20 protein-coding genes are annotated in these 23,828 nt (G+C 43.6%); 13 read left to right on the top strand and 7 right to left on the bottom strand.

What is annotated here, in order from left to right; genetic code table 11:
- Window positions 1–6 precede the first annotated feature (6 nt).
- The 13 genes from leuC (at window position 7) to ilvA (ending at window position 13,151) form a co-directional block, all read left to right on the top strand.
- Window positions 7–1,398 (top strand): 3-isopropylmalate dehydratase large subunit, encoded by a 1,392-nt coding sequence (gene leuC / locus OD355_RS11910; protein WP_263038711.1) that lies wholly within the window; start codon window positions 7–9, stop codon window positions 1,396–1,398.
- Between the two features lie 78 nt (window positions 1,399–1,476).
- Entirely contained in the window at window positions 1,477–1,728 is a 252-nt protein-coding gene (locus OD355_RS11905; RefSeq protein ID WP_263038710.1) for a DUF6364 family protein, read from the top strand.
- Window positions 1,718–2,146 (top strand): type II toxin-antitoxin system VapC family toxin, encoded by a 429-nt coding sequence (locus OD355_RS11900; protein ID WP_263038709.1) that lies wholly within the window; start codon window positions 1,718–1,720, stop codon window positions 2,144–2,146. The genes OD355_RS11905 and OD355_RS11900 overlap by 11 nt, the downstream gene beginning before the upstream one ends.
- 17 nt (window positions 2,147–2,163) lie before the next feature.
- Window positions 2,164–2,817 (top strand): 3-isopropylmalate dehydratase small subunit, encoded by a 654-nt coding sequence (gene leuD / locus OD355_RS11895; protein WP_263038708.1) that lies wholly within the window; start codon window positions 2,164–2,166, stop codon window positions 2,815–2,817.
- Window positions 2,814–4,211 (top strand): ATP-binding cassette domain-containing protein, encoded by a 1,398-nt coding sequence (locus OD355_RS11890; protein ID WP_263038707.1) that lies wholly within the window; start codon window positions 2,814–2,816, stop codon window positions 4,209–4,211. The genes leuD and OD355_RS11890 overlap by 4 nt, the downstream gene beginning before the upstream one ends.
- Before the next feature lie 28 nt (window positions 4,212–4,239).
- Window positions 4,240–5,355, top strand: coding sequence for a 3-isopropylmalate dehydrogenase (gene leuB, locus OD355_RS11885; protein WP_263038706.1), 1,116 nt, complete (start codon window positions 4,240–4,242; stop codon window positions 5,353–5,355).
- 25 nt (window positions 5,356–5,380) lie between these two features.
- Complete coding sequence (gene ilvD / locus OD355_RS11880) at window positions 5,381–7,063, top strand: dihydroxy-acid dehydratase (RefSeq protein ID WP_263038705.1); 1,683 nt, start codon at window positions 5,381–5,383, stop codon at window positions 7,061–7,063.
- A gap of 9 nt (window positions 7,064–7,072) precedes the next feature.
- A complete protein-coding gene (locus OD355_RS11875) occupies window positions 7,073–7,600 on the top strand; it encodes a YfiT family bacillithiol transferase (protein ID WP_263038704.1) in 528 nt (175 codons plus the stop codon).
- A gap of 26 nt (window positions 7,601–7,626) precedes the next feature.
- The gene (gene ilvB, locus OD355_RS11870; protein WP_263038703.1) at window positions 7,627–9,318 is read left to right on the top strand and encodes a biosynthetic-type acetolactate synthase large subunit; all 1,692 of its coding nucleotides are present in this window, start codon (window positions 7,627–7,629) and stop codon (window positions 9,316–9,318) included.
- A 360-nt stretch (window positions 9,319–9,678) separates the two neighbouring features.
- The gene (ilvN, locus tag OD355_RS11865) at window positions 9,679–10,272 is read left to right on the top strand and encodes an acetolactate synthase small subunit (protein WP_263038702.1); all 594 of its coding nucleotides are present in this window, start codon (window positions 9,679–9,681) and stop codon (window positions 10,270–10,272) included.
- A 10-nt stretch (window positions 10,273–10,282) separates the two neighbouring features.
- Window positions 10,283–10,741, top strand: coding sequence for a DinB family protein (locus OD355_RS11860; RefSeq protein ID WP_263038701.1), 459 nt, complete (start codon window positions 10,283–10,285; stop codon window positions 10,739–10,741).
- Between the two features lie 41 nt (window positions 10,742–10,782).
- On the top strand, window positions 10,783–11,829 hold the full coding sequence (ilvC, locus tag OD355_RS11855) for a ketol-acid reductoisomerase (protein ID WP_263038700.1): 1,047 nt from the start codon (window positions 10,783–10,785) through the stop codon (window positions 11,827–11,829).
- A gap of 68 nt (window positions 11,830–11,897) precedes the next feature.
- Window positions 11,898–13,151: a threonine ammonia-lyase IlvA gene (gene ilvA / locus OD355_RS11850; protein WP_263038699.1), complete on the top strand. Its 1,254-nt coding sequence runs from the start codon at window positions 11,898–11,900 to the stop codon at window positions 13,149–13,151.
- Window position 13,152: 1 nt separating this feature from the next.
- Here ilvA and prfB read toward each other — a convergent pair.
- The 7 genes from prfB to dnaE form a co-directional block, all read right to left on the bottom strand.
- Window positions 13,153–14,236 (bottom strand): peptide chain release factor 2 gene (prfB, locus tag OD355_RS11845; protein ID WP_263038698.1). Its coding sequence is split into 2 segments (ribosomal slippage): window positions 13,153–14,175 and window positions 14,177–14,236, totalling 1,083 coding nucleotides; the frame shifts between segments, so codons are not numbered across the junction.
- 219 nt (window positions 14,237–14,455) lie between these two features.
- Complete coding sequence (locus OD355_RS11840; RefSeq protein ID WP_263038697.1) at window positions 14,456–15,019, bottom strand: DUF4142 domain-containing protein; 564 nt, start codon at window positions 15,017–15,019, stop codon at window positions 14,456–14,458.
- A 76-nt stretch (window positions 15,020–15,095) separates the two neighbouring features.
- Window positions 15,096–15,743, bottom strand: coding sequence for a polysaccharide deacetylase family protein (locus tag OD355_RS11835; RefSeq protein WP_382303498.1), 648 nt, complete (start codon window positions 15,741–15,743; stop codon window positions 15,096–15,098).
- A gap of 50 nt (window positions 15,744–15,793) precedes the next feature.
- Window positions 15,794–17,572 (bottom strand): glycoside hydrolase family 9 protein, encoded by a 1,779-nt coding sequence (locus OD355_RS11830; protein ID WP_263038696.1) that lies wholly within the window; start codon window positions 17,570–17,572, stop codon window positions 15,794–15,796.
- A gap of 143 nt (window positions 17,573–17,715) precedes the next feature.
- Window positions 17,716–18,663, bottom strand: coding sequence for a hypothetical protein (locus OD355_RS11825; RefSeq protein ID WP_263038695.1), 948 nt, complete (start codon window positions 18,661–18,663; stop codon window positions 17,716–17,718).
- A gap of 276 nt (window positions 18,664–18,939) precedes the next feature.
- Window positions 18,940–19,986 carry an ABC transporter permease gene (locus OD355_RS11820; RefSeq protein WP_263038694.1) on the bottom strand — a complete coding sequence of 349 codons (1,047 nt, stop codon included), beginning with the start codon at window positions 19,984–19,986 and terminating at the stop codon, window positions 18,940–18,942.
- A gap of 4 nt (window positions 19,987–19,990) precedes the next feature.
- On the bottom strand, window positions 19,991–23,665 hold the full coding sequence (gene dnaE, locus OD355_RS11815; RefSeq protein ID WP_263038693.1) for a DNA polymerase III subunit alpha: 3,675 nt from the start codon (window positions 23,663–23,665) through the stop codon (window positions 19,991–19,993).
- Window positions 23,666–23,828: the final 163 nt, after the last annotated feature.

Genomic DNA, 23,828 nt, shown 5'->3' with positions numbered 1-23,828 from the left:
TATTGAATGACGTTATTTGATAAGATCTGGGAAAAACATGTAATAAAAGAAATTGAAGGAGGACCGTCAGTCCTATACATTGACAGGCATTTTATTCATGAAGTTACCAGCCCGCAGGCATTCAAAGGGCTGGAGAAAAGAGGCCTGCCTGTATTCAGGCCGCAGCAGGTGGTAGCAACCGCCGACCACAATGTACCTACGCTCCACCAGGAATTGCCCATCAGGGAAGAACTGAGCCGTATACAGGTTGAGACGCTGAAGGAAAATTGCGCCAAGTTTGGCATAGAACTATATGGGCTGGGGCATCCTTTCCAGGGAATTGTACATGTAATAGGGCCTGAACTGGGAGTAACACAGCCCGGCTGCACCTATGTTTGCGGCGACAGCCACACCAGTACCCACGGAGCATTTGGCAGCATTGCATTTGGTATAGGCACAAGCGAAGTGGAGATGGTACTGGCAACGCAATGCCTTCTTCAGAGCCGTCCGAAACTGATGCGCATAAATGTTGACGGCGAGTTGGGAAAAGGAGTTACTTCAAAAGACATTATTCTCTACATCATTTCAAAAATATCTGCAAGCGGTGCCACCGGTTATTTTGTTGAGTTTGCAGGATCTTCCATACGTAACTTAAGCATGGAAGCACGGATGACCATTTGCAACATGAGCATAGAAATGGGCGCACGCGGCGGTATGATAGCGCCGGATGAAGTCACTTTTGATTATATCAAAGGAAGGAAATTTGCACCATCCGGAGAAGCGTGGGAAAAGAAACTGGCTGAATGGAAGGAGCTTTATTCAGATGAAGATGCCCGGTTCGATAAGGAATATTTCTTCAAGGCCGAAGACATAGAACCCATGATCACTTACGGAACAAATCCCGGCATGGGCGTTGGCATCACAGGAAGCGTACCGGCTATCAACGAGGTTGAAGAAAAAGACAGGACTTCTTTTGAAAAATCCATAGCATATATGGGTTTCCATGCGGGTGAAACATTAAAAGACCACCCTATAGATTACGTGTTCATAGGCAGTTGCACCAACAGCCGTATTGAAGATCTGCGCACAGTAGCGGAGTTTGTAAAAGGCAGAAAGAAGGCAGCGCATGTCACCGTTTGGGTAGTGCCGGGCAGCAAGCAGGTGGAAGCACAGGCAAAAGCAGAAGGCATTGATGAAATACTTGAGGCGGCAGGTTTCCAGTTTCGCCAACCCGGTTGCAGTGCCTGCCTGGGCATGAATGAAGATAAAATACCGGCCGGTAAATATTGCGTATCTACCAGCAACAGGAATTTTGAAGGGAGGCAGGGGCAGAATGCCAGAACAATGCTTGCAAGCCCTTTAACAGCAGCAGCTGCGGCTATTACTGGTAAGGTTACAGATGTAAGAGAGCTGGTATAATGTTTCCAGATTAGTAAATAATAACATTTGTAGGCGTATAATTAAAAAAGAGGCGTATCTTTATAAAAATGATAAGTAATGACCACAAAATTAAACCTTACTATACAAGAAGATACAGCAATGCGCATTAAACAATATGCGGCAAAAAGAAAAACATCTGTATCGAAAATAGCCGAAGAATATTTTTCTTCACTGATCAGGAAAGAAGCAAAGTATAGGTCGGGCAAGAAATCTTTTGTGGAGAAATATGGCGGATGCATTAATGATATTTCCATTGTTGATATCAACAGAGCGCACGAGGATTATTTAAAAGAAAAGTATGGCGTATAATCTATTTTTAGATATAAATATCATTGTGGATGCTTACCTCGCAGAAAGGCAGGGGAATAACGATGCGTGGACAATCATTTCGGCAGGTGAAGTAGGAGTATTCAATTTATTTTTATCTGAATCAGTGATTAATACTACGGCATATCTTACAAGTAAAAGCATAAAAGCAGATATGTTTAAAAAAGGAATCAACGAAATGCTTTCCTTTATTACAGTGCTTCCCTGCTCAAACGAAACAGTCATCAAAGCATATCACACTGCAAAAAATGATCTGGAAAAGGCGGTATTATACCAAATAGCATTGGACAATAAGATGGATTATTTCGTTACTTCTGATTTAAAAGATTATAAAAAAATAGCACACCCGCTGTTGCCGGTGATCAGCGCAAAAAAGATGGTGGAATTGTTGGAGAATTAATTAAAGTAAAATATTGTATGGGAATTATTTTGAATAAGCAGGAAGAAAGCAAGGGAGGCACCAGCGTGCAATACAATCAAAGAAAAACTATCAGGTCTGGTGCAGTTCCTATTGAACTGGAAAACATTGATACAGACCAGATCATACCGGCGCGCTTCCTGAAAGCTACAAGCAGAGAGGGCTTCGGTAAAAACCTTTTTCGCGACTGGCGTTATGAAAATGATGATGAGTCTCAACAGGTAGCTTCATTTCCTTTAAACAACAAAATCTATTCAGGAAAAATATTGATAGCCGGAAAGAATTTCGGCTGCGGATCTTCGCGCGAGCATGCTGCATGGGCTATAAAAGATTATGGTTTTGATGTGGTAGTGAGCAGCTTCTTCGCCGATATTTTTAAAAATAATGCTCTGAACAATTTTATAGTGCCGGTAACCGTTTCAGAAGAATTTTTACAGCATATCTTTGAGGAGCTGAAAAAAGATCCGGCTACTGAAATTGAGGTGGATATTAAAAAACAAACTATCACGGTGATCCCTACCGGCAAACAGGAGTTTTTCGAGATCAATGAATATAAAAAAACCTGCCTGATCAACGGCTTCGACGATATAGACTATTTACTGAATATGCGGGATGAGATTGAGGAGTTTGAAAAGAAATATAATAATCAGTGATTTGCGCCGAATCTATAACACTAAAAGCAGGCGAAGAATATCTGCTGCAGAATGTTTCTTTCCGGTTAAATGACAGAGAACATTTAATCATAACAGGCAGCTCCGGAAGCGGAAAAACAATACTGGCAAAGGTTTTAGCAGGTAAAATATTTGCATCAGGCTCTTTGAAATTGGTATTTTCGGGCAATAAGAAAAAAGTTTTTGTTGAGCAGAGGATGACATTAAAAAACAAAAGCAATACCACCGATGGTTACTACCAGCAGCGTTACAACAGTTATGATAATGAGGATAGTGATACTGTTTCAGAATCGCTGGTGAAAGTGAAAAATGATAAGCCAAGAATTAATTTTCTTTCAGATCAATTCAATGTGCAGTATATTCTTGACAAGCCATTACTGCAACTATCAAGTGGTGAACACAAACGTTTCCAGTTAATGAAAGCTTTGCTTGAAGAGGCACAGTTGCTTATTTTTGATGAACCTTTCACCGGCCTGGATGTAGAGAGCAGAAAAAATTTAGGCGCAATTTTGAAGCAAATAGGCAAATATGCCCAGCTCATCATTATAGCAGGCGCTCACTTCGAATACCTGGATGTGTTTACACATGTGTTGGAGTTAAAAGGAGGAAAAGTAAATTTTTTCAGGCGTAAGGAAGATTATACTTTTAAAACGCACATCAGTGAAAAATCACGCTTTGATCTTTCAGAACTGCCATTATCTAAAAACAGTAAAGAATTTGCTATAGCTGTACAAATGACAAATGTAAGTGTGAAGTATGGTGAAAAACAAATCCTGGATTCTATTCACTGGTTGGTGAAGAAAGGCGAACGTTGGCTGGTGAGCGGAAGGAATGGTTCAGGGAAATCTACTTTACTGAGTCTGATCAATGGCGATAACCCACAGGCTTATGCAAATGATATTATTTTGTTTGACAGGAAAAGAGGCACAGGAGAAAGCATTTGGGATATAAAAAAGAATATCGGTTTTATGTCATCGGAGTTATACGCCTACTTTGACAAAAGTATCACGTGTTTTGAAACTGTTGCATCCGGGTTCTTTGACACCATTGGCTTATATAGAAAATTAACTGAAGAACAAATTGGTTTAGTTCATAAATGGCTCAATATTTTGTATATGCAGCATGATGCCTTAAAAACATTGTCTTCAGTATCTCAGGGTAAACAAAGACTGCTTTTATTAGCGAGAGCTTTAGTAAAAGACCCGCCTTTGTTAATGCTGGATGAACCATGCCAGGGACTGGACAGCCGGCAAACCAAAGCCTTTGTGAACCTGGTTGATGAGATAGCCGGAAATACTGATAAAACAATTATTTACGTGAGCCACTACGATGAGGAAATACCTGATTGTATAAAATATACATTAAGCTTAAATTAAAAAAATAGCTGCTTTGTGCAGCAATTATATGGAAAAGAAAATAACAGTCATCTGCGGAGACGGAATCGGTCCGGAGGTTACCAAGCAATCAATAAAAGTGTTGAATGCTGTTGCTGAGCAGTTCAACCATAAATTTAATTACGATCAGCAGATAATGGGCGCCTGCGCTATTGATAAAACCGGCGATCCGCTTCCACAGGCCACAATAGACAGTTGCAAAAACAGCGATGCCGTATTGTTTGGCGCCATAGGCCATCCTAAATACGATAATGACCCCCATGCAAAAGTGAGGCCTGAACAGGGTTTGCTGCGCATCAGGAAGGAGCTGCAGCTTTATGCAAACATACGCCCCATAAGCACGTACCCTACATTGCAACACTTATCGCCATTGAAACCTGACAGGCTTCAAGATGTTGACCTTGTTATATACCGCGAGCTTACGGGAGGAATTTATTTTGGCGAGAAAACATTGAGTGATGATAAAAATACAGCTTCAGACCTCTGTTTGTATACCAAAGCTGAAATAGAGCGGGTAGCTCACCTGGCGTTTAACCACGCTATGAACAGAAAGAAAAAAATAACACTGGTTGATAAGGCAAATGTTTTGGAAACATCGCGCTTGTGGAGAAAAGTAGTGCAGGAAATTGCACAGCAATATCCTGAAGTAGCTGTTGATTATATGTTTGTTGACAATGCATCTATGCAGCTGATCATTAAGCCCAAACAATTTGATGTAATTCTTACAGAAAATATGTTCGGAGATATTATCAGCGATGAAGCAAGTGTGCTCAGCGGTTCTATTGGCCTGCTGCCCTCATCTTCAATAGGTTCGGGCACCGCTTTGTTTGAGCCCATCCACGGATCATATCCGCAGGGTGCAGGCAAGGATATTGCCAACCCCGTAGGATCGGTTTTATCTGCAGCTATGATGCTGGATTATTTTGAGATGTATGAAGAAGCGGCGCTTGTGAGAAGAGCAGTAAGCTGGGCATTGGAACATGGCTTTGTAAGCCAGGATATTGACTCGGTAAATTATTACTCCACTTCTGTGATCGGTGACCTCATGAAGGATTTTATAGAGCAGAAAGCGCCATCAGAGATCAATAAAAAGTACGTGGTACTGGGCAAATCAACCATCATTTAAATTAATAAGCAGAACAAATATTTTCATGTCAGAATTAAACAAATATTCCAAAACATTCACACAGGACGAAACACAGCCCGCAACATTGGCACAGCTATATGGCATAGGCCTTACAGATGAAGATTTACAAAAGGCGCAGGTAGGCATCGTAAGCATGGGCTACGACGGCAACACCTGCAACATGCACCTGAATGATCTTGCCAAAGTGATCAAAGATGGTGTGTGGAAGAATGATCTCGTGGGCCTGATATTCCATACAATAGGCGTAAGCGATGGTATGAGCAACGGAACACCCGGCATGCGCTACTCGCTCATCAGCCGCGATGTGATCGCAGACAGTATTGAAGCCGTATGCGGCGCGCAATATTATGATGGGCTGATAGCTGTACCGGGCTGCGATAAAAACATGCCGGGCTCCCTGATCGCGATGGGGAGGCTCAACCGCCCGTCCATCATGGTTTACGGCGGCACAATTGCTCCCGGGCATTACCAGGGCCAGGACCTTAATATTGTTTCTGCGTTTGAAGCGCTGGGACAAAAGATTGCGGGCGACATTACACCGGAAGATTTTATTCAGATAGTAAAACATTCCTGCCCGGGCGCAGGAGCATGTGGCGGTATGTATACCGCTAACACTATGGCCGCTGCCATTGAAGCTTTAGGCATGTCATTGCCTTACTCATCTTCCAACCCGGCCATCAGCGAAGAAAAAAGAAGGGAATGTGAAGATGCAGGAAGAGCCATAAAATTATTACTCGAAAAGGATATAAAACCGCGCGACATCATGACCAGGGCTGCATTTGAAAATGCACTGGTAACGATCATGGTTTTGGGCGGAAGTACCAACGCTGTGCTGCACCTGATAGCTATGGCTAAAGCGGTAGACATTGTTTTAACGCAGGACGATGTGCAAAATGTAAGCAACCGCATCCCCGTGCTGGCTGACTTTAAACCCAGCGGAAAATATTTAATGCAGGACCTGCACAATAGCGGCGGCCTGCCGGTAGTGATGAAATATTTATTGGGCAAAGGCTTGCTGGATGGCTCCTGCCTGACGGTTACAGGAAAAACATTGGCAGATAACCTGGCAGAAGTACCCGATCTTGACTTTGAAAAGCAAGACATTATTTATCCCCTGGAAAAGCCCATCAAAGCTACGGGCCACCTGCAGATACTATACGGCAACCTTGCGGAAAACGGCAGTGTAGCCAAAATATCCGGTAAAGAAGGCGAACGATTTGAAGGTACGGCAAGAGTTTTTGACGGCGAACAGAACCTGATCAAAGGCATTGAAAGCGGGCGTGTAAGAAAAGGCGATGTGGTAGTGATCATCAACGAAGGTCCCAAAGGCGCACCGGGTATGCCGGAAATGCTGAAGCCCACAAGCGCCATTATCGGTGCAGGCTTGGGCAAGTCTGTTGCTTTGATTACCGACGGAAGGTTCAGCGGCGGCACACATGGTTTCGTTGTAGGCCATATTACACCAGAAGCTTTCGAGGGCGGCCTGATAGGACTTGTACAGGATGATGACATCATTGAAATAGATGCAGTGAATAATACGATCACTTTGAAAGTTAGCGAAGAAGAAATTGCTAAACGCAAAGCTGCATGGCAGCAACCCGAACTGAAAGTTAAAAGCGGTCTTTTATATAAATACGCGAAAACAGTGGCGCCGGCTGATAAAGGATGCGTTACTGATGATTTTTAAATAAACAAAATGAGTGAAACAAATCTGCAATACCCGATCGGCACATTTGAGCCAAAGCCTTTTTCAAATACATTGAAAGAGAAAATGCTTTCGGACCTGGCGGCATTGCCCGCGTTGATGGAAATGGCTGTCAAAGACCTGGATGAGTACCAGCTAAACACACCATACAGGCATGGCGGATGGTCGCCTGCTCAGTTCGTGCATCACATGGCAGACAGCAGCATTAATTATTATACAAGGTGTAAATTTGCTCTGGCACAGGACAACCCCACAATTACCCCGTTTGACCAGGATGCATGGATAACGCTGAACGATGCCGCCGTACCCGTAAATGTCTCGCTCACATTATTGCATGCCTTACACAATAAATGGGAAAAGCTGTTAACCGGTCTGAGTGATAAGGATTGGATGCGTACCGTAGTTTATCCAGACCGGGAAAAGCCTGTAAAGCTTTGGAACCTTGTATCAGTGAGCGTTTGGCATGGCAAACATCATACACAACAGATAGTTGCATTCAGAGAGAGTAAAAATTGGTAATTAAAAAAAATAAAATAAAATAAAAAATGGCAGAGTTAAGCGGTTCACAGGCAGTTCTTGAAGCATTACTTGCCGAAGATATAAGTACAATCTTCGGTTACCCGGGAGGTGCAATCATGCCTATTTATGATGCGTTGTATGATTACAACACAAAGATCAAACATATTTTAGTCCGTCATGAACAGGGCGCTATTCATGCAGCCCAGGGTTATGCAAGAGCTTCCGGCAAGGTAGGCGTAGTGTTTGCCACCAGCGGACCTGGCGCAACCAACCTGGTCACAGGTATTGCAGACGCTATGATTGACAGTACACCTCTTGTCTGTATTACAGGCCAGGTATTTGCCAGCCTGCTGGGCACCGATGCCTTCCAGGAGACTGATGTGGTAAACATTACAACGCCTATTACAAAATGGAATCACCAGATAACCCAGGCAGATGAGATACCTTCCGTTTTAGCGAAAGCGTTTCACATTGCTCAAACAGGGCGCCCCGGGCCGGTGCTGATTGATATTACCAAAAATGCACAGATAGAAAAATTTGAATGCCCGCCTTACGAGAGATGTAGCCGCATAAGAAGCTACAGGCCCAAACCATTGGTGCGCAAAGAATATATAGAGCGTGCTGCACAGGTGATCAACGAAGCTAAAAAACCATTTGTGATCTTCGGGCAGGGAGTAATTTTGGGTGAGGCAGAAAAAGAATTTAAAGAGTTTATTGAAAAAGCAGATATTCCTGCCGGCTGGACGATCCTGGGTGAGAGCGCTTTACCATCAGACCACAAGCTCAATGTAGGCATGCTGGGTATGCATGGCAACTATGCGCCGAATGTGCAAACCAATTCCTGCGATGTGTTGATAGCAGTGGGTATGCGTTTCGATGACCGCGTTACCGGCAGGCTGGATAAATATGCCAAACAGGCACAAATCATTCACCTGGATATTGATCCTGCTGAAATTGATAAGAATGTAAAAACAACCGTACCGGTGTGGGGAGATTGTAAAGAAACATTGCCCATGCTTACGGAGCTGATTGTGAAAAGAGATCATAGCGCCTGGCTGAATGAATTCCGTGAACTGGAAAAAGAAGAGATAAAAGAAGTGATACACCCGGAAATGAACCCGTCAACCGAGATCATGTCTATGGGTGAGGTGATCAAGGAACTTAACAACCTTACAAACGGGGATGCTATATTGGTTACAGACGTTGGCCAGCACCAGATGGTTACCTGCCGGTACGCAAAATATACACAATCAAGAAGCAATATTACATCAGGCGGATTGGGCACCATGGGCTTTGGATTGCCGGCTGCTATCGGCGCCGCAGTAGGCGCGCCGGACAGAACCGTGATAGGTATTGTAGGCGATGGAGGTATACAGATGACCATACAGGAATTCGGCACCATCATGCAGGAAAAAATAAAAGTAAAAATCCTGATATTGAACAATGAATTCCTGGGAATGGTACGCCAGTGGCAACAACTTTTCAACGATAGAAGATATTCTTTCGTTGACATTCAAAGCCCCAATTACCAGACAGTTGCCGAAGGCTACGGCATTGCTTCCAGGAAAATCAGCGACAGGAAAGATTTGCGTGAAGGTTTACAGGAAATGCTGGATGCGGAAGATGCTTACGTGCTGGAAGTGATGGTAGGGAAGGAAAACAATGTATTCCCGATGGTTCCGCAAGGCAACAGCGTAAGCGAAATCAGGTTGAAATAAATTAATTTAAGATGTAAGGATTTATGAATGATGAACAGATCAGACTTGCATAACAGAACAAAAAAATTTCACTTAGAGGTTATTAATTTGTTGAAACGCTACCCGAAAATGCTGTTGCATGAATTAGCGGGGCAGTTGTTAGCTTCAGCAGGAGTAAGAGCAGAGCCACAGCGTGTGCTAAATCCATTGATGATTTTATGAATAGCCATAGCGTCCTTCACCTAAAACAGAAGCAAATGAACTGACAGCTATCTTGGCACAGATCAGTAAAACAGCAAAATATAAGCGCAAAAACTCGTAAATTAAATCATACATTACAAATCATACATCATACATCACAAATCATAACTCACAAATAAAATGGGCACTAAAAAAGAATATACAATCACGATATTTACTGAAAACCAGATCGGATTGTTGAGCCGTATCTCCATCATGTTTTCAAGGAGAAAAATAAACGTGGAAAGCCTGAACGTATCTCCCACAGAGATTGAAGGCATTTCAAGGTTTACCATTGTAATTGAAGAAACAGAAGACCTCATCCGCAAGATATGCCGGCAGATAGAAAAGCAGGTAGAAGTGCTGAAGGCTTATTACAATACCAATGATGAGATCGTTTGGCAGGAACTGGCCCTGTACAAAGTACCAACCAGCGTGATCGCTGAAAAAGCTACGGTAGAAAGGTTACTGCGCGAATGTGGCGCACAGGCAGTAGTGATCCGCAACGACTATACTGTTTTTGAAAACGTAGGCCACCATGAAGAAATAGACAAACTGCTGAAAGCTTTAGCGCCATTCGGCCTGATAGAATTTGTAAGAAGCGCCAGGGTTGCCATCATTAAAAACAGCGAAGGCTTCCATGCCAAATTGAAAGAATTTGAAGCGGAGGCCCCATCACCGGAAGTAATTGAAAACGAATTCCTCGATCAGAACGAAGAAGTATTCACCATGTAAAAAAATCATCATGATGCATACTTTACAATTGATCAGAGTACTGAGAAAGAGTTTTACTGCGCTGATAAACGAACTAACCATTGAGCAATTAAACACCGTTCCTGCCGGTTTTACTAACAACATTGCCTGGAACTACGGGCACATTGCCATAGCAACAGAAGCTATTTTTTATATACGCACCGGCGTGCAGCCGGATAGGCAAATAGTATTTTCCGAAAAATATAAAAACGGCAGCAGGCCCGATGCATTTATAGGCCGCGAAGAGATTGAGCAGCTTAAAACACTGATGAATACTTTACCTGACCAGGTAGAGCAGGACTATCGCCAGGGTTTGTTTTCGCATATAAGTCTTTGTAAGTTCACTACGTTCGCTACGGAGGCTGCTAATTTTGAGGAACTCACACAGGTGATTTTAATGCACGAAACATTGCATTACGGATATTGTAAAGCTATAAAAAGATTAGTGTAAAATCAGATAACATCATCTATTAACAAAAACAAGAACACAATATGGCAAAATTAAATTTCGGCGGCGTTGAAGAAAATGTAGTAACCCGCGAAGAATTCCCGCTCTCAAAAGCACAGGAAGTACTGAAAGGTGAAACTGTAGCCGTGATCGGCTACGGCGTTCAGGGTCCGGGTCAGGCGCTGAATCAGAAAGACAATGGCATCAACGTTATCGTGGGCCAGCGTAAAAACTCAAAAAGTTGGGATAAAGCCGTGGCCGACGGCTTTGTACCGGGCGAAACACTTTTTGAAATAGAAGAAGCTTTGGAAAGAGGCACCATCATCTGCTACCTGCTGAGCGATGCTGCGCAGATAGAACTATGGCCCACTGTACAAAAGCACCTGACTGCCGGTAAAGCCTTGTATTTCTCACACGGCTTCGGCATTACATTTAATGAGCAGACAGGCATTGTACCACCCGCTGATGTAGACGTGATACTTGTAGCCCCTAAAGGTTCAGGCACATCTCTTCGCCGCATGTTCCTGCAGGGACGCGGGCTAAACAGCAGCTTTGCTATATACCAGGACGCTACCGGCAGAGCTAAAGAAAGAGCCATCGCTTTAGGTATTGCTGTAGGTAGCGGATATTTATTTGAAACAGATTTCAAAAGAGAGGTGTACAGCGACCTTACAGGCGAGCGCGGCACGCTGATGGGCGCTATACAGGGTATCTTTGCTGCGCAATATGAAGTGTTACGCTCAAAAGGTCATACTCCTTCCGAAGCGTTCAACGAAACTGTAGAAGAACTGACGCAATCGCTGATGCCGTTAGTAGCCGAAAACGGCATGGACTGGATGTACGCCAACTGCTCTACCACTGCACAGCGCGGCGCACTGGACTGGTGGAAAAAATTCAAGGATGCAACCCAGCCTGTTTTTGAAGAGCTTTACGAAAGCGTGGCCAGCGGCAAAGAATCACAGCGCTCCATAGACAGCAACTCACAGGCAGACTACCGCGATAAACTCAATGCAGAATTACAGGAGCTGCAGCAGAGTGAAATGTGGCAGGCCGGGAAAACAGTAAGAAGTTTAAGGCCGGAAAATAATTAATTTCTATAGAATGTTTTGAATTACCTTTAAAATTCAAAACATTCTTTTTTAAAATAGTCCGAGATAACATGTTTGATACGTTAATGGAATTAAATGTAAACATTGCAGATGCGGCAGTACGGTTGAAAGATGTGGTAAGGCATACACCGCTGCAATTCAACAGGAATCTTTCAACGAGGTACGAGTGTAAGGTTTATTTAAAAAGAGAAGACTTGCAGGTTGTGCGCTCTTATAAATTGCGCGGTGCTTACAACATGATGCGCTCCCTGCCGGAAGGCGCAACCAGGAACGGCGTTGTATGCGCAAGCGCAGGCAACCACGCCCAGGGTTTTGCTTACAGCTGCAAAGCGTTAGGCATCAAAGGTGTGGTATTTATGCCCGGCATTACTCCCAAACAAAAGATCAACCAGACAAAAATGTTTGGCGGTGAAAATATTGAAGTGATCCTGCACGGGGAAAATTTCGACGATTGCGCCATTGCTGCCAAGAAATACACCATAGAACACCAGATGAGTTTTATACCGCCGTTTGACCATGAAAAAGTTATAGAAGGGCAGGGTACAATTGGCAAGGAAATACTGGAAGACATAGAACACGTAGACTATATTTTTATTCCTGTAGGCGGCGGAGGCCTGCTGGCAGGGGTTGGCTCGTATGTAAAGCAGCATTCACGCGATACACAGATCATAGCGGTGGAGCCTTCCGGCGCTCCTTCACTTACCGCTGCCTTTAAAGCCGGCGGCCCGATAACATTGGATCAGGTCGACAGTTTTGTAGATGGCGCAGCCGTAAAAAGAGTAGGAGACCTCAACTACATTGTAGCTAAAGAAGTAACGGATGAAATACAGCTGGTGCAGGAAGGCAAAGTATGCTCAACCATTCTTGAACTATACAATAAGGACGCAATTGTAGCTGAGCCTGCCGGGGCTTTGTCAATAGCAGCTCTGGACGATTTCCGCGACAGGATCAAAGGTAAAAATGTAGTTTGTATTGTCAGCGGCAGCAACAACGATATTGACCGCATGCCTGAGATCAAGGAGCGCTCGCTGCAATTTGAAGGGCTGAAACATTATTTTCTCATACGTTTTGCACAAAAACCCGGATCCCTGCGCCAGTTTTTAAATGATGTCTTAGGGCCGAATGATGATATTGCACGCTTTGAATACATCCACAAAGTGAATAAAGAATACGGCCCGGCACTGGTTGGCCTCGAACTGCTCAACAAAGCTGATTATCCGCCACTCATCGAGCGGATGCTGAAATACAATTTAGACTTTACAGAGCTTAACAAAAGCGATATGCTGTTTGAATATTTGGTGTAAGTTATTCTTTTTCGCTCATCAAATAAGCCTTGATAAAGCCATCCAGCTCGCCATCCATGACAGGTTGTATATTTCCTGTTTCAAAATCTGTACGGTGGTCTTTGATCATTTTGTATGGATGAAAGACATAGGATCGTATCTGGCTGCCCCATTCAATTTTTTTCTTCGACGAATTAGCCTCTTCTTTCAGCGCTTCACGCTTGCGCAGCTCCTCTTCGTATAACCGGCTTTTAAGCATGATCATTGCCTTTTCCCGGTTGCCCAACTGTGTTCTTTCTGTCTGGCATATCACTACAATTCCTGTAGGAATGTGTGTAAGCATTACTTTGGTTTCTACTTTGTTTACATTTTGCCCGCCGGCGCCGCCGCTGCGTGCGGTTTCCATTTTAATGTCGTTTTCATGGATGTTGATTTCAATGGAATCATCTACCAACGGGTAAACAAATACTGAAGCAAAAGATGTGTGCCTTCTGGCATTGCTGTCAAAAGGAGAGATGCGCACCAGGCGGTGCACACCGCTTTCAGATTTTAAGAAGCCATAAGCAAACGGGCCATCAAATTGTAAGGTGGCAGATTTAATGCCTGCTTCATCACCACCCTGGTATTCAAGCTCTGTGACTTTCCATCCCTGTTTTTCACCATACATGCGGTACATACGCAAGAGCATTTCCGCCCAATCCTGGCTCTCAGTTCCGCCTGCTCCCGGCGTGATCTGCAATACGGCCGGCATTTCATCTTCCGGCTGGTTCAGCGTGCTTTTAAACTCTGCATCTTCCAGTTTTTCCAAAGCTGTTCGGTAAGCCGCAGCAGTCTCTTCTTCTGTAGCTTCATTTTCCTTCCAGAACTCAAAGAGTGTGGCAAAATCTTCTACAGCCGTTTGTGTTTCCGTGTACAGCTTCAGCCAGTTTTCATTGGTCTGAATATCTTTCATGGTTTGGGTAGCCCGTTCATTATCGTCCCAAAAACCGGCAGACAAAGAGAGCTGCCTGTCTATTTGTATTTTTGACTGTCTGTTATCGACGTCAAAGAAACCTCCTCAGGACACTCAAACGGTCCTTTATATCATTTAAATGCTCAATAGTCATAATGCTGCGAAATTAAGGAGTTATAGGGAATATCAATACAGTATCAACAATTATGTTTTATTAAAGCATCTTCAGAATTATAGCTGACTATACATTCAGGGAATTACTGTGGATGCGCAATTGTGGTGTTCCGGGAAATATTTCCTTGCAACAGTTATTCCATATAAAAAGTGTAGAAGGCTGCCGCTTTCTACACTTGTATACTGCTATGTGTTGAATTTATTTCAACGCAGCCTTTACTTTCTCTGCTTCTGCAAGATGATGCTCAAGTACAGGAATTTTTCCGGCAGCAAAAGCCTTCAGATCAGCGTCTTTTCCTTTCTGCGCCTGGTCCTTAAAATCTTCAATATCTTCCTTATGGTCTTCTACCATTAAAGCCATATAGTCGCGGTCAAATTCCGCACCTTTCTTTTTAGCAAATTCATCATATTTTCTTTGCTTATCATCATCCAAAGCCTGAGGAAGCGTGATATTCTTTTTTTGCGCAAGAGCTTTTAATTCTTCATTGGCTTTGGTATGGTCTGTTACCATCATTGCACCGAAATCCTTTACTGCTTGTGATGAGGCATTGGTTTTAGCCAATTCACCAAACTTCACTTCCATAAGTCCGCCGAGCGCTGCATCTACGGCGAAGTCTGAGTCATCTTCCATTGCTGTATTGTCTAACGCCACTTCATTCTGTTCTGTTGCAGAATCTTTGCTATCATTATCATTATTGTTGGCAGCATTATCACAAGCGGCAAACATGCCTGCCATGGTAATCACAAAAAATAGTTTTTTCATAGTATTTGAGTTTTAGTTATTCTAACTGCATCAATTTATAAGCCAAGAGTTCGGACCAATTGTATTTGTATCTGTTTTACTTACCAGCCTCACGCAACAATTCATCAATCTTAACAAAGCGGTAACCTTTATTTTTCAGATAGGTAATAAGCTTTGGCAGGTACGTATAAAATTTATCGGTTCTTTGAGGATTGCTGCCAATATGTGAGAGTAAAATAAAGCCATTCATTTTATTCGCATTTTCATAGGCTATAATATTGTCAAATATAACTGCTGAGCTACGGTAGTTTTTAGCATCCGGTGTGGTGTAATCCGCATGGGACAAGGTTCCCGGGGTAAAGTTGACCAGGGTCAAACCCATTTCATCCGTCCAGCCTGCGATGGCCCGGTTGTACCATTCATAAGGCGGCAGAAAATACAATGCTTCTTTTTTTTCTATGCCGAATGCTTTCATCTTAGCATAATTAGCCAAAAGGTCTTTTGTAAATTCTTCTTTGGTCACCAGCAGGCTGTCTCTATTTTGCCAGTCGTTGTACAGCAAATGTTTATCAGAATGTGCGCCAAGATAATGGCCCTGCAATTTTAATTTTTTTATGGCGGGGGCAAATGCAGGATTTGCATAGAAATTACCCGTTAAAAAGAACGAAGCTTTTATTTCTGCTTTTTGTAAAGTGTTTATGATAGGCTGTGCCCCGTCTGCAAATTCATCGCCCGTGAATACCAGCGCTATTTGTTTGGTAGCAGTGTCGCCGCGTATGATGGCGCCATGCTTATCTATGGCTTTTTTTTTACAGGTTGGTTTTGATTTTCCATGGCAGCCAGCAGGTAGATCAGTGAGGCGGTACCATCCATGGTAGGCTCATTTGTACTGTAATCGCCATAGTCATCATGGTAAACAGCCAGGTCGCTTTGAAAATCTGCATACTCATCTTCATCAACCAGCCTGATGCCTATCAGGTTCTTATAGATGTTGGTATACACAGGCCCGTCAACAAGGCCCCCGTCTACAGGCATATTCCCGATCTTTGAAAAAGCTGCATGCGGATCTACCGGCGTATCACCCCATGCTGGTAAACCATACACCATGCTGGTGCCCCAGGGATTGCAGCCAAAGAGCCAGTCAAGGTTTGCCTGCATCAGTTCATCATATGCCGTGTCGTTTGTAAGATCTTTGTACCACAGGCATTGGATGGCAAATGAGGTAGTAAGGTTATTGCTGCACCAGATAAATGGAATGCCCCTGTAGAATGCATTGTTTTTAGCTTTCTTCCAAACCAGCTCTATGCCTTGCCTGTAGTAGCCTGCCATTTCTTTTTTATTGGCGGCATTGTATTTCCCCAGCGCATAATGCCCTACGTTAATAAAAGGATACCATTGGTAATGTTTAGCTGTGTCTTTGCCCAGCCAGGGTGTAATTTTTTCCTGCCTGCCGAAGTGCAATGATTCGTTTTTATACCGTGCTTGCTTTGTAAGCGAATACAGTTCTGCGGCAGCCAGGTGCATGTCATCAACATAATTGTCCTCTGCATAAATGTAGGGCGATACTACGGAGGCTGTCTGGTGCACACCCGGTTGCTTCACGCCCATTTCGTAAGCCGTAAAAGCCTTGTTGTATAAGGATTTGGCGTAATCCGGGTCAATATCTTTGAATACCTTATAGCCCAATGCAAAGGCGCCGGTAAACTTACCGGCCGTTGATGCCACACCTTTGGTTTCATTCAAAAGGTCTTTACGCATCTGTGGCTTGCCTGAACAGAAATACACCGGCCTTTCAAAGCCCCTTCCATAAAAAGTATCTTCTTTGGGAATGCGCATACCGCGGTGGTCGCGGTCATCAGCGATCTGGTTGAATAACCAGTCATCTTTAGGATGCATTTTTTTCAGCCAGTCCATGCCCCACCTGGCAGCATCTAACACATCGGGGATATTGTTTTTTCCTTCCAGGCCGTTTGCCTGGTGCGCATCACCGAATACATTGGGAAAATCTCGGTAGGCTGCCAGCAGGTGAAACGCAGCATTGGCGGAAGTTGTGGAATATTGCAGGTAATCAGAGGCATCGTGCCAGCCGCCCACAACATCTATGCGTGTACTATCCGGCATAGGGCCGTACAAAGTGTAGCCGTCATGTGTATGGCAGGAATCTTTGGTGTAAGGATTAAAGCCGCATTGCTGTTGCCGCATGTACCTGAGCGTAAAGTCTGCAGTGCCTTTGTATACATCTTTATGAATTTTAAAGCTTGGCGACACCGCATTGCCTGCTCTCAGGAAATAAACACCGGAAGTTTTATACTTAGTAAAGTCTAACCGCAGTGTATGTGCAAAAGGCCCGTATGCGCCGAATTTCTTACCGGTACTGTGTCTAAAAACTACTTTCTTTGTTGCCGAGTCAATCAGCTCAAACGCAGCAGGCACCACGTTTTCCTTAGTTCCCCATACAGCTACTTTGATACCATTTGGCTGATAACCCAATTGGTTGATACGAATTACAGACTGAGAAAAAACTGTTGCAGATAACAGCAGCAGAATGCAGGTGAGCGCTCTTTTTAAACACATGATGCAGGTATTTGTTGTAAGTAATAATTTTGTGTTTAAAGATAGTCAAAACTTACTTTAAAAACTATAGGTATTATTCCGTACAACTTCATCGTTTTGCACTGTAAAATTTTTCTACAATATATGGGTAAAAAAAATAGTAATTAATTACAATTCTTCACATCGCTGAGCAGTAACCGCTGGCTCGATTCGTTTGCAGGCACAGCTACGTCATTAGACGGTATATAGTTTACGGTGCCTTTATCCGCCGGTACAAAGATGCGTACTTTCATCTGGCTGTAACCAGATGGCAGATAAGCTATCCAGAAGCCGCCGGGATGCAGGCCCCATGTGCCATAGTTAATGGTAGACCTTTGGGTGTTCACACCCGCAAGCATGGCAAATCTTTCCAGCTCATTGTAATTATAACTTGCTGAATTAAAGAATTGCCGCATTTTATTTTCTGCTTCCAACACCAGTTGTACGGGCTTTGGCAGATTCATTTTTACTTCAGACATTACATTGTCAGGAACAAAGTCAAGCCCCATATTGCTCAGGCTCAATATTTCTTTAGGGGAAAGTAATTGCGCTGCCACCAGCTTTAATTCAGGGCTGATATTTTTGAAATTAGCTTTAGATATAATTGCCCACAGCAGCATTTGCACATCTGCCTGGGAGATATTCTGCTTTTTATACCAGTTTTTTACAATTTTATCTACAATATCTTTTTTAGGCCCTTTCAACGGAGCATATAAATATCCATCGCCTTTTCCGGGGGCGTAAGTGCCTGCCTGGAGACAAAAGCTTTTTACCCTGAGCTCATAATAACCGGGACGCAGTACAAAACCATTTTCTGAAAATTCCGCATGGCAAAGATCAGTGTATTGTTCATCTGCGCCGAAGCCCGGATCTTTGATATTGCGCACATCGCAATCGCCGAAGTTGGTAGTGATGGCCTGGGTTGTAATGAGATTATTTACCTTATTGCCTGCCAGCGAGGTGGCTGTTTCCACCGCTTTGTCTTTTACCCTGCCTTTAAGCATGTCTAAAATCTGTGCATCGGACCGAAGAAAAAACAGTGATAGGCATAGCACTGCCAGTAATTTTCTCATAAGAAATAGTTTGGGTAAAAATATACATTTTTGATAATTGGTCAAAAAAAATAATATTAAAAAAATAATGAAATTTAATACTTATCGCTTAGAATAGCCAAGAAGCTGAATTGCTTATCCACTTGAATGCTGAATTTTTGTAGCATACCGTGAAACGTTGCTGTTTGTCTTAATTACACAAGTAACAGTTTAAAACAATAGCGGCTAACTTGATAGCGTTGATGTGTGTATTTTGTATTTGTTTTTTAGTTGCCACAACTATACAAATCATGTCACCTACACAACCCTTGCTCTCGGGTCTATCCAACCGTAGAGAATGTCTGCCAGGATGTTGATCACCACGAAGAAAGTGGCTGTGAACAATACGCTGCCCATTACTACCGGGAAGTCAAGGTTTTCCAAGGCGTCCACAGTGATTTTGCCAATACCTTTCCAGTTAAAAATATACTCTATAAAAAAAGCGCCGGCAAGCAGTTCGGCAAACCAGCCTGTAATAGCCGTTACAACTGGGTTTAAGGCATTGGGCAACGCATGCTTCACAATCACATCTCTCTTGCTCAGTCCCTTGGCATAGGCCGTACGGATATAATCTTTGCTTAAGACATCCAGCATGGAACTCCTGGTGAGCTGCACAATGATCGCCAGCGGCCTTATGCCCAGTGTGACAGCGGGCAGTACCAGGTTTTTTAACTGTAACTGCCTGCCATGTATCGGGTGGTATTCATACAAGCTTCCCGTCATAAACAAGCCGGTATATTCATTCAGCAAAAAACCGAAAATGTAGGCTATGACAATGCCTATAAAAAATGAAGGTGCCGAAATGCCCAGCACACTTGTAAACACTGCGCTCGTGTCCAGCCAGGTGCCATGCTTTACTGCCGACAGCACGCCCAGCGACACGCCGACAATCGTGGCGAACAGCATGGCGGATAAAGCAAGCACCACAGTGCCGGGCAAAGCTTCAAACAACAGATCAATCACCGGCCTTTTGGTCTGGTAAGACCTGCGCAGGTAAGGCACCTTGATGCCAACTTTTGTTTCCTTACCCATAAAAATGCCTTTGATCTGCTTGGTTTTGATATCTTCTTCTGAATGAATACCGATAGGAGAAACATCGTTGAGATACATAGCCAGTTGCTGCCACTTAGGCTTATCGAGTCCCAGCTCTTTGCGCACATGCTGAATCGTGGCGCTGTCGCCGGTCTGGCCAAGTACAAGACGCGCCGGATCGCCGAATCCCTGAAACAGGAAAAACACGATCACTACTACGCCCAGCAGTACGAGTATGCCGTAAAATATCTTATTGAATAAGAAGGTGAGCACAGTATTAGTTTTTACAATCTACTGAAATGTTCACATCAACCAGGTCGCTGATGTAGTACAACAGTTCATCATTCATCTCCACGCCCCCTTTGGCTGTAAACAGGTCAACTTCGCAATCACTCTTTTCGTCATAGACCTTGAATTTTAAAGCAGCTTTGCCGGGATAGCGCGTTATATTCTCTTCCATAAAATCTATAAATTCCCGGCTGATGGCTTCTGCTTTCATCTGCAATTCTACTGAGTTGGTGAACTGGTTTTTTACAGACTCCAGCAACATGATGTTGTTGATCTTAAATTCATATTGCCCGGTGTTGAACCGCTGTTTAAAATGCCCGCAAATGTAGAGCGTTTGTCCTTTTTCAACATAATGCTTAAATTTTACATAGTCATCGCTCCACAGCATCAACTCTGTATTGCCGGTATAGTCTTCTAAGGTTATTGATCCAAACTCCCGTCCTGTGCGGGTTACGCGATGCTGGGCATCAGTTACCAGGCCTGCAAGGCGCAAGGTAGCATTGGTGTTGGGAATGGTTTCCGTATCGTCTTTTATCTTTTTAAATTCATCTATAGGAAGTATATTAAAATGGTTGAGCTCAAACTTAAATTTATCAAGCGGATGCCCGCTGATGTAAATGCCGGTCACTTCTTTCTCGTAATCCAGCTTTTCCATAAGGCTCCAGGGCGTGCAGGGCAATATTTTGGGCAATGCCACTTCAGGCATACCTAAATCACCGAACAGTGAATTAGACACCTGTTCCAGGCTTGACTGGTACACATTTCCAAACCGCACAATGCGCTCAATATTGTTGCTGTTTTCATTGGGCTGGGTGGAAAAATACTGTGCCCTGTGGTATTCGGGAAAACAATCAAAAGCGCCGGAATAGATGAGGCTTTCAATAGATTTCTTGTTGACCGTACGCTGGTTTACCCTTTTTATAAAATCAAAAATATCTTTGTACGGGCCGTTCTTTTTTCTTTCTTCCAAAATGCTGTCAATGGCGGCATCACCCACGCCTTTTACCCCGCCGAAGCCAAAGCGTATCTCTCCCTTTTTATTTACGGAAAACCCTTTATGCGATTCATTGATATCGCAGCTCAAAACCCGGATGCCCATTCGCTTACACTCTTCCATGTAGAAAGTGATCTTATCAATTGCGCCGGCATGATTGAGCACGGCAGCCATGTATTCAGAAGGGTAGTGTGCTTTTAAATATCCTGTCTGGTAAGCTACGTAGGCATAACAGGTGGCATGCGACTTGTTAAACGCGTATTGTGCAAACTCCTTCCAGTCATCCCATATCTTTTTCAGGATTTTTTCCGGATGACCTTTGGCTTTCGCCCCTTCAATAAACTGGGTCTCCATCTTGTTCAGCACGTCTATCTGTTTTTTACCCATAGCCTTGCGAAGTACGTCTGCATTGCCTTTGGTAAATCCTGCAAGCTTCTGCGACAGCAGCATCACCTGTTCCTGGTACACAGTGATACCGTAAGTATCATTGAGGTATTCCTCCATTTCAGGCAGGTCATATTGTACCTTTTCCAGGCCGTTTTTTCGTTTGATAAAATTTGGGATGTACTTCAGCGGGCCGGGGCGGTATAAAGCGTTCATCGCAATCAGGTCGCCGAATACGTCTGGCTTAAGATCGCGCAGGTGTTTCTGCATGCCGGGGCTTTCAAACTGAAATGTAGCATTGGTTTCGCCGCGCTGGTAGAGTTCATAGGTTTTCTGGTCATCCAACGGTATTGCATCAATATCAATTTCCACGCCGTGGTTTTCTTTGATCAGCGCCAATGCAGTTTTCAGGATAGATAAATTCTTCAAACCCAGGAAATCCATCTTGATTACGCCTGCATCTTCTATGGTGCTACCCTCAAACTGGGTCACCCAAAGATCGGAATCTTTGGCTGTAGCTACCGGAATAAGCCCTGTAAGGTCTTCCGGTGCAATGATGATGCCTGCCGCGTGTATGCCGGTGTTCCTCACTTTCCCTTCCAGCCTTTCAGCTTCGTGCAATACATCGGACTGCAAACCGGGTGTTTTATAAATTTCCCTTATTTTTTTAATTCTCTCTATCTCATCTGCCTGGTAGCCTTCTTTAGATTCAAGAGATTTCTCGCCGTCTTTTTCTTCGCTTTTATAAATAGGAGCGTGCAACACCCGGCGCAGTTTTGTGCCTGGCCTTTCAGGAACCAGCTTAGCCAGTGCGTTAGAGTCTGGCAGCGGCAGATCCATTACCCGTGCCACATCTTTAATGCTCATTTTGGCAGCCATAGTACCGTAGGTGATGATCTGTGCCACCTGTTGCTTGGAATATTTATCTATCACATACTCTATGACCCGCTGCCTGCCTTCATCATCAAAATCGGTATCAATATCCGGCATGGACAAACGGTCGGGATTGAGGAAGCGCTCAAACAGCAGGTTGTATTTGATGGGATCAATATTGGTAATGCCAATGCAATAAGCCACCACACTGCCCGCTGCGGAGCCGCGCCCCGGACCTACGAAAACACCCATATCTTTACCGGCTTTGATGAAATCCATCACAATAAGGAAGTAGCCTGCAAAGCCCATATTCCTGATCACATCCAGCTCAAAGTCAATACGCTCGCGTATTTCAGGGGTTATTTCCGAATAACGTGTTTTAGCGCCTTCAAAAGTAAGGTAATGCAGGTAGCTCCACTGGTTCAGTTTAGTGTCGGCGGTAGTCTGAAAATCTTTGGGAATAGGGAAGTTGGGCAGCAGGATATCTTTTTTCAATTGCAGCGGTTTTATCCTGTCTACGATCATCTGGGTGTTGTCGAGCGATTGCGGTATATCTTTAAAAAGCTGCTCCATTTCACGCTTTGTTTTAAAATAAAACTGGTCGTTGGGAAATTTAAACCGCCTTGCTTTGAGTTGAATATCATCATTCACAAAATCGTCATATCCGGGGGTGGATTGCTTTTCACCGGTATTGATGCAGAGCAGGATATCATGCGCATTGGCGTCTTCCTGGTCTGTATAGTGGCTGTCATTGGAGCAGATCACAGGCACATTGTACTTCTTAGAAAACTCCAGCAATACATTATTGATCTTTTCCTGCTCGGGAATGTTGTGGCGCTGTAATTCTATAAAATAATCCTCACCAAAAAGATCGAGCCACCATTTAAATTCCTTTTCCGCTTCTTCAAGGCTTTTGTATAAAATAGCCTGTGGCACGTACGCACCGATACAGCAGGTAGTAGCTATGAGGCCTTCATGGTATTTTTCTATCAGTTGCTTATCTACACGCGGGTATTTGCTGTACATGCCTTCGATATAGCCCAGCGAGGTAAGCTTTACCAGGTTGTGATAGCCGGTTTCATCCTTGGCAAGCATCACCTGGTGGTAACGTTTATCTTTCTGATCTTTAGAAAATGTCTTCTGAAAACGGTTTTCCACCACATACAATTCACAGCCTACAATAGGCTTGATTAAGGGTTCTTTTATTTCTTTGCCTTCGGGGGTTTTACCAATCACTTTTGTGCGTTTCCAGGCTTCGGCTACAAAGTTAAATGCGCCAAACATATTGCCGTGGTCAGTAAGCGCAAGCGCAGGCATGCCGTCTTTTTCAGCCTTTTTGAAAAGGCTTGTAATAGACGCTGCTCCGTCGAGTAAAGAATATTCTGTATGAACGTGTAGGTGTGAAAACTGCATAATTATCCTCTTGAAATATGTTTCTCAAAGCAAACGAAAATACGAAATTAGAAAGTATTGGCGGTAAGTTTATTGTTGAATGATATATTGATAAATTTTCTACATGTAACGTTTTAAGTTATTGCTACGAAGGTGCCATTCATTTTCAATTCGTTTTTACCCT

Source organism: Haoranjiania flava, assembly GCF_025631005.1.
Classification (GTDB): domain Bacteria; phylum Bacteroidota; class Bacteroidia; order Chitinophagales; family Chitinophagaceae; genus Haoranjiania; species Haoranjiania flava.
Note: the sequence above shows the minus strand (reverse complement) of the source record. Positions and strands in the feature narration are given on the sequence as shown.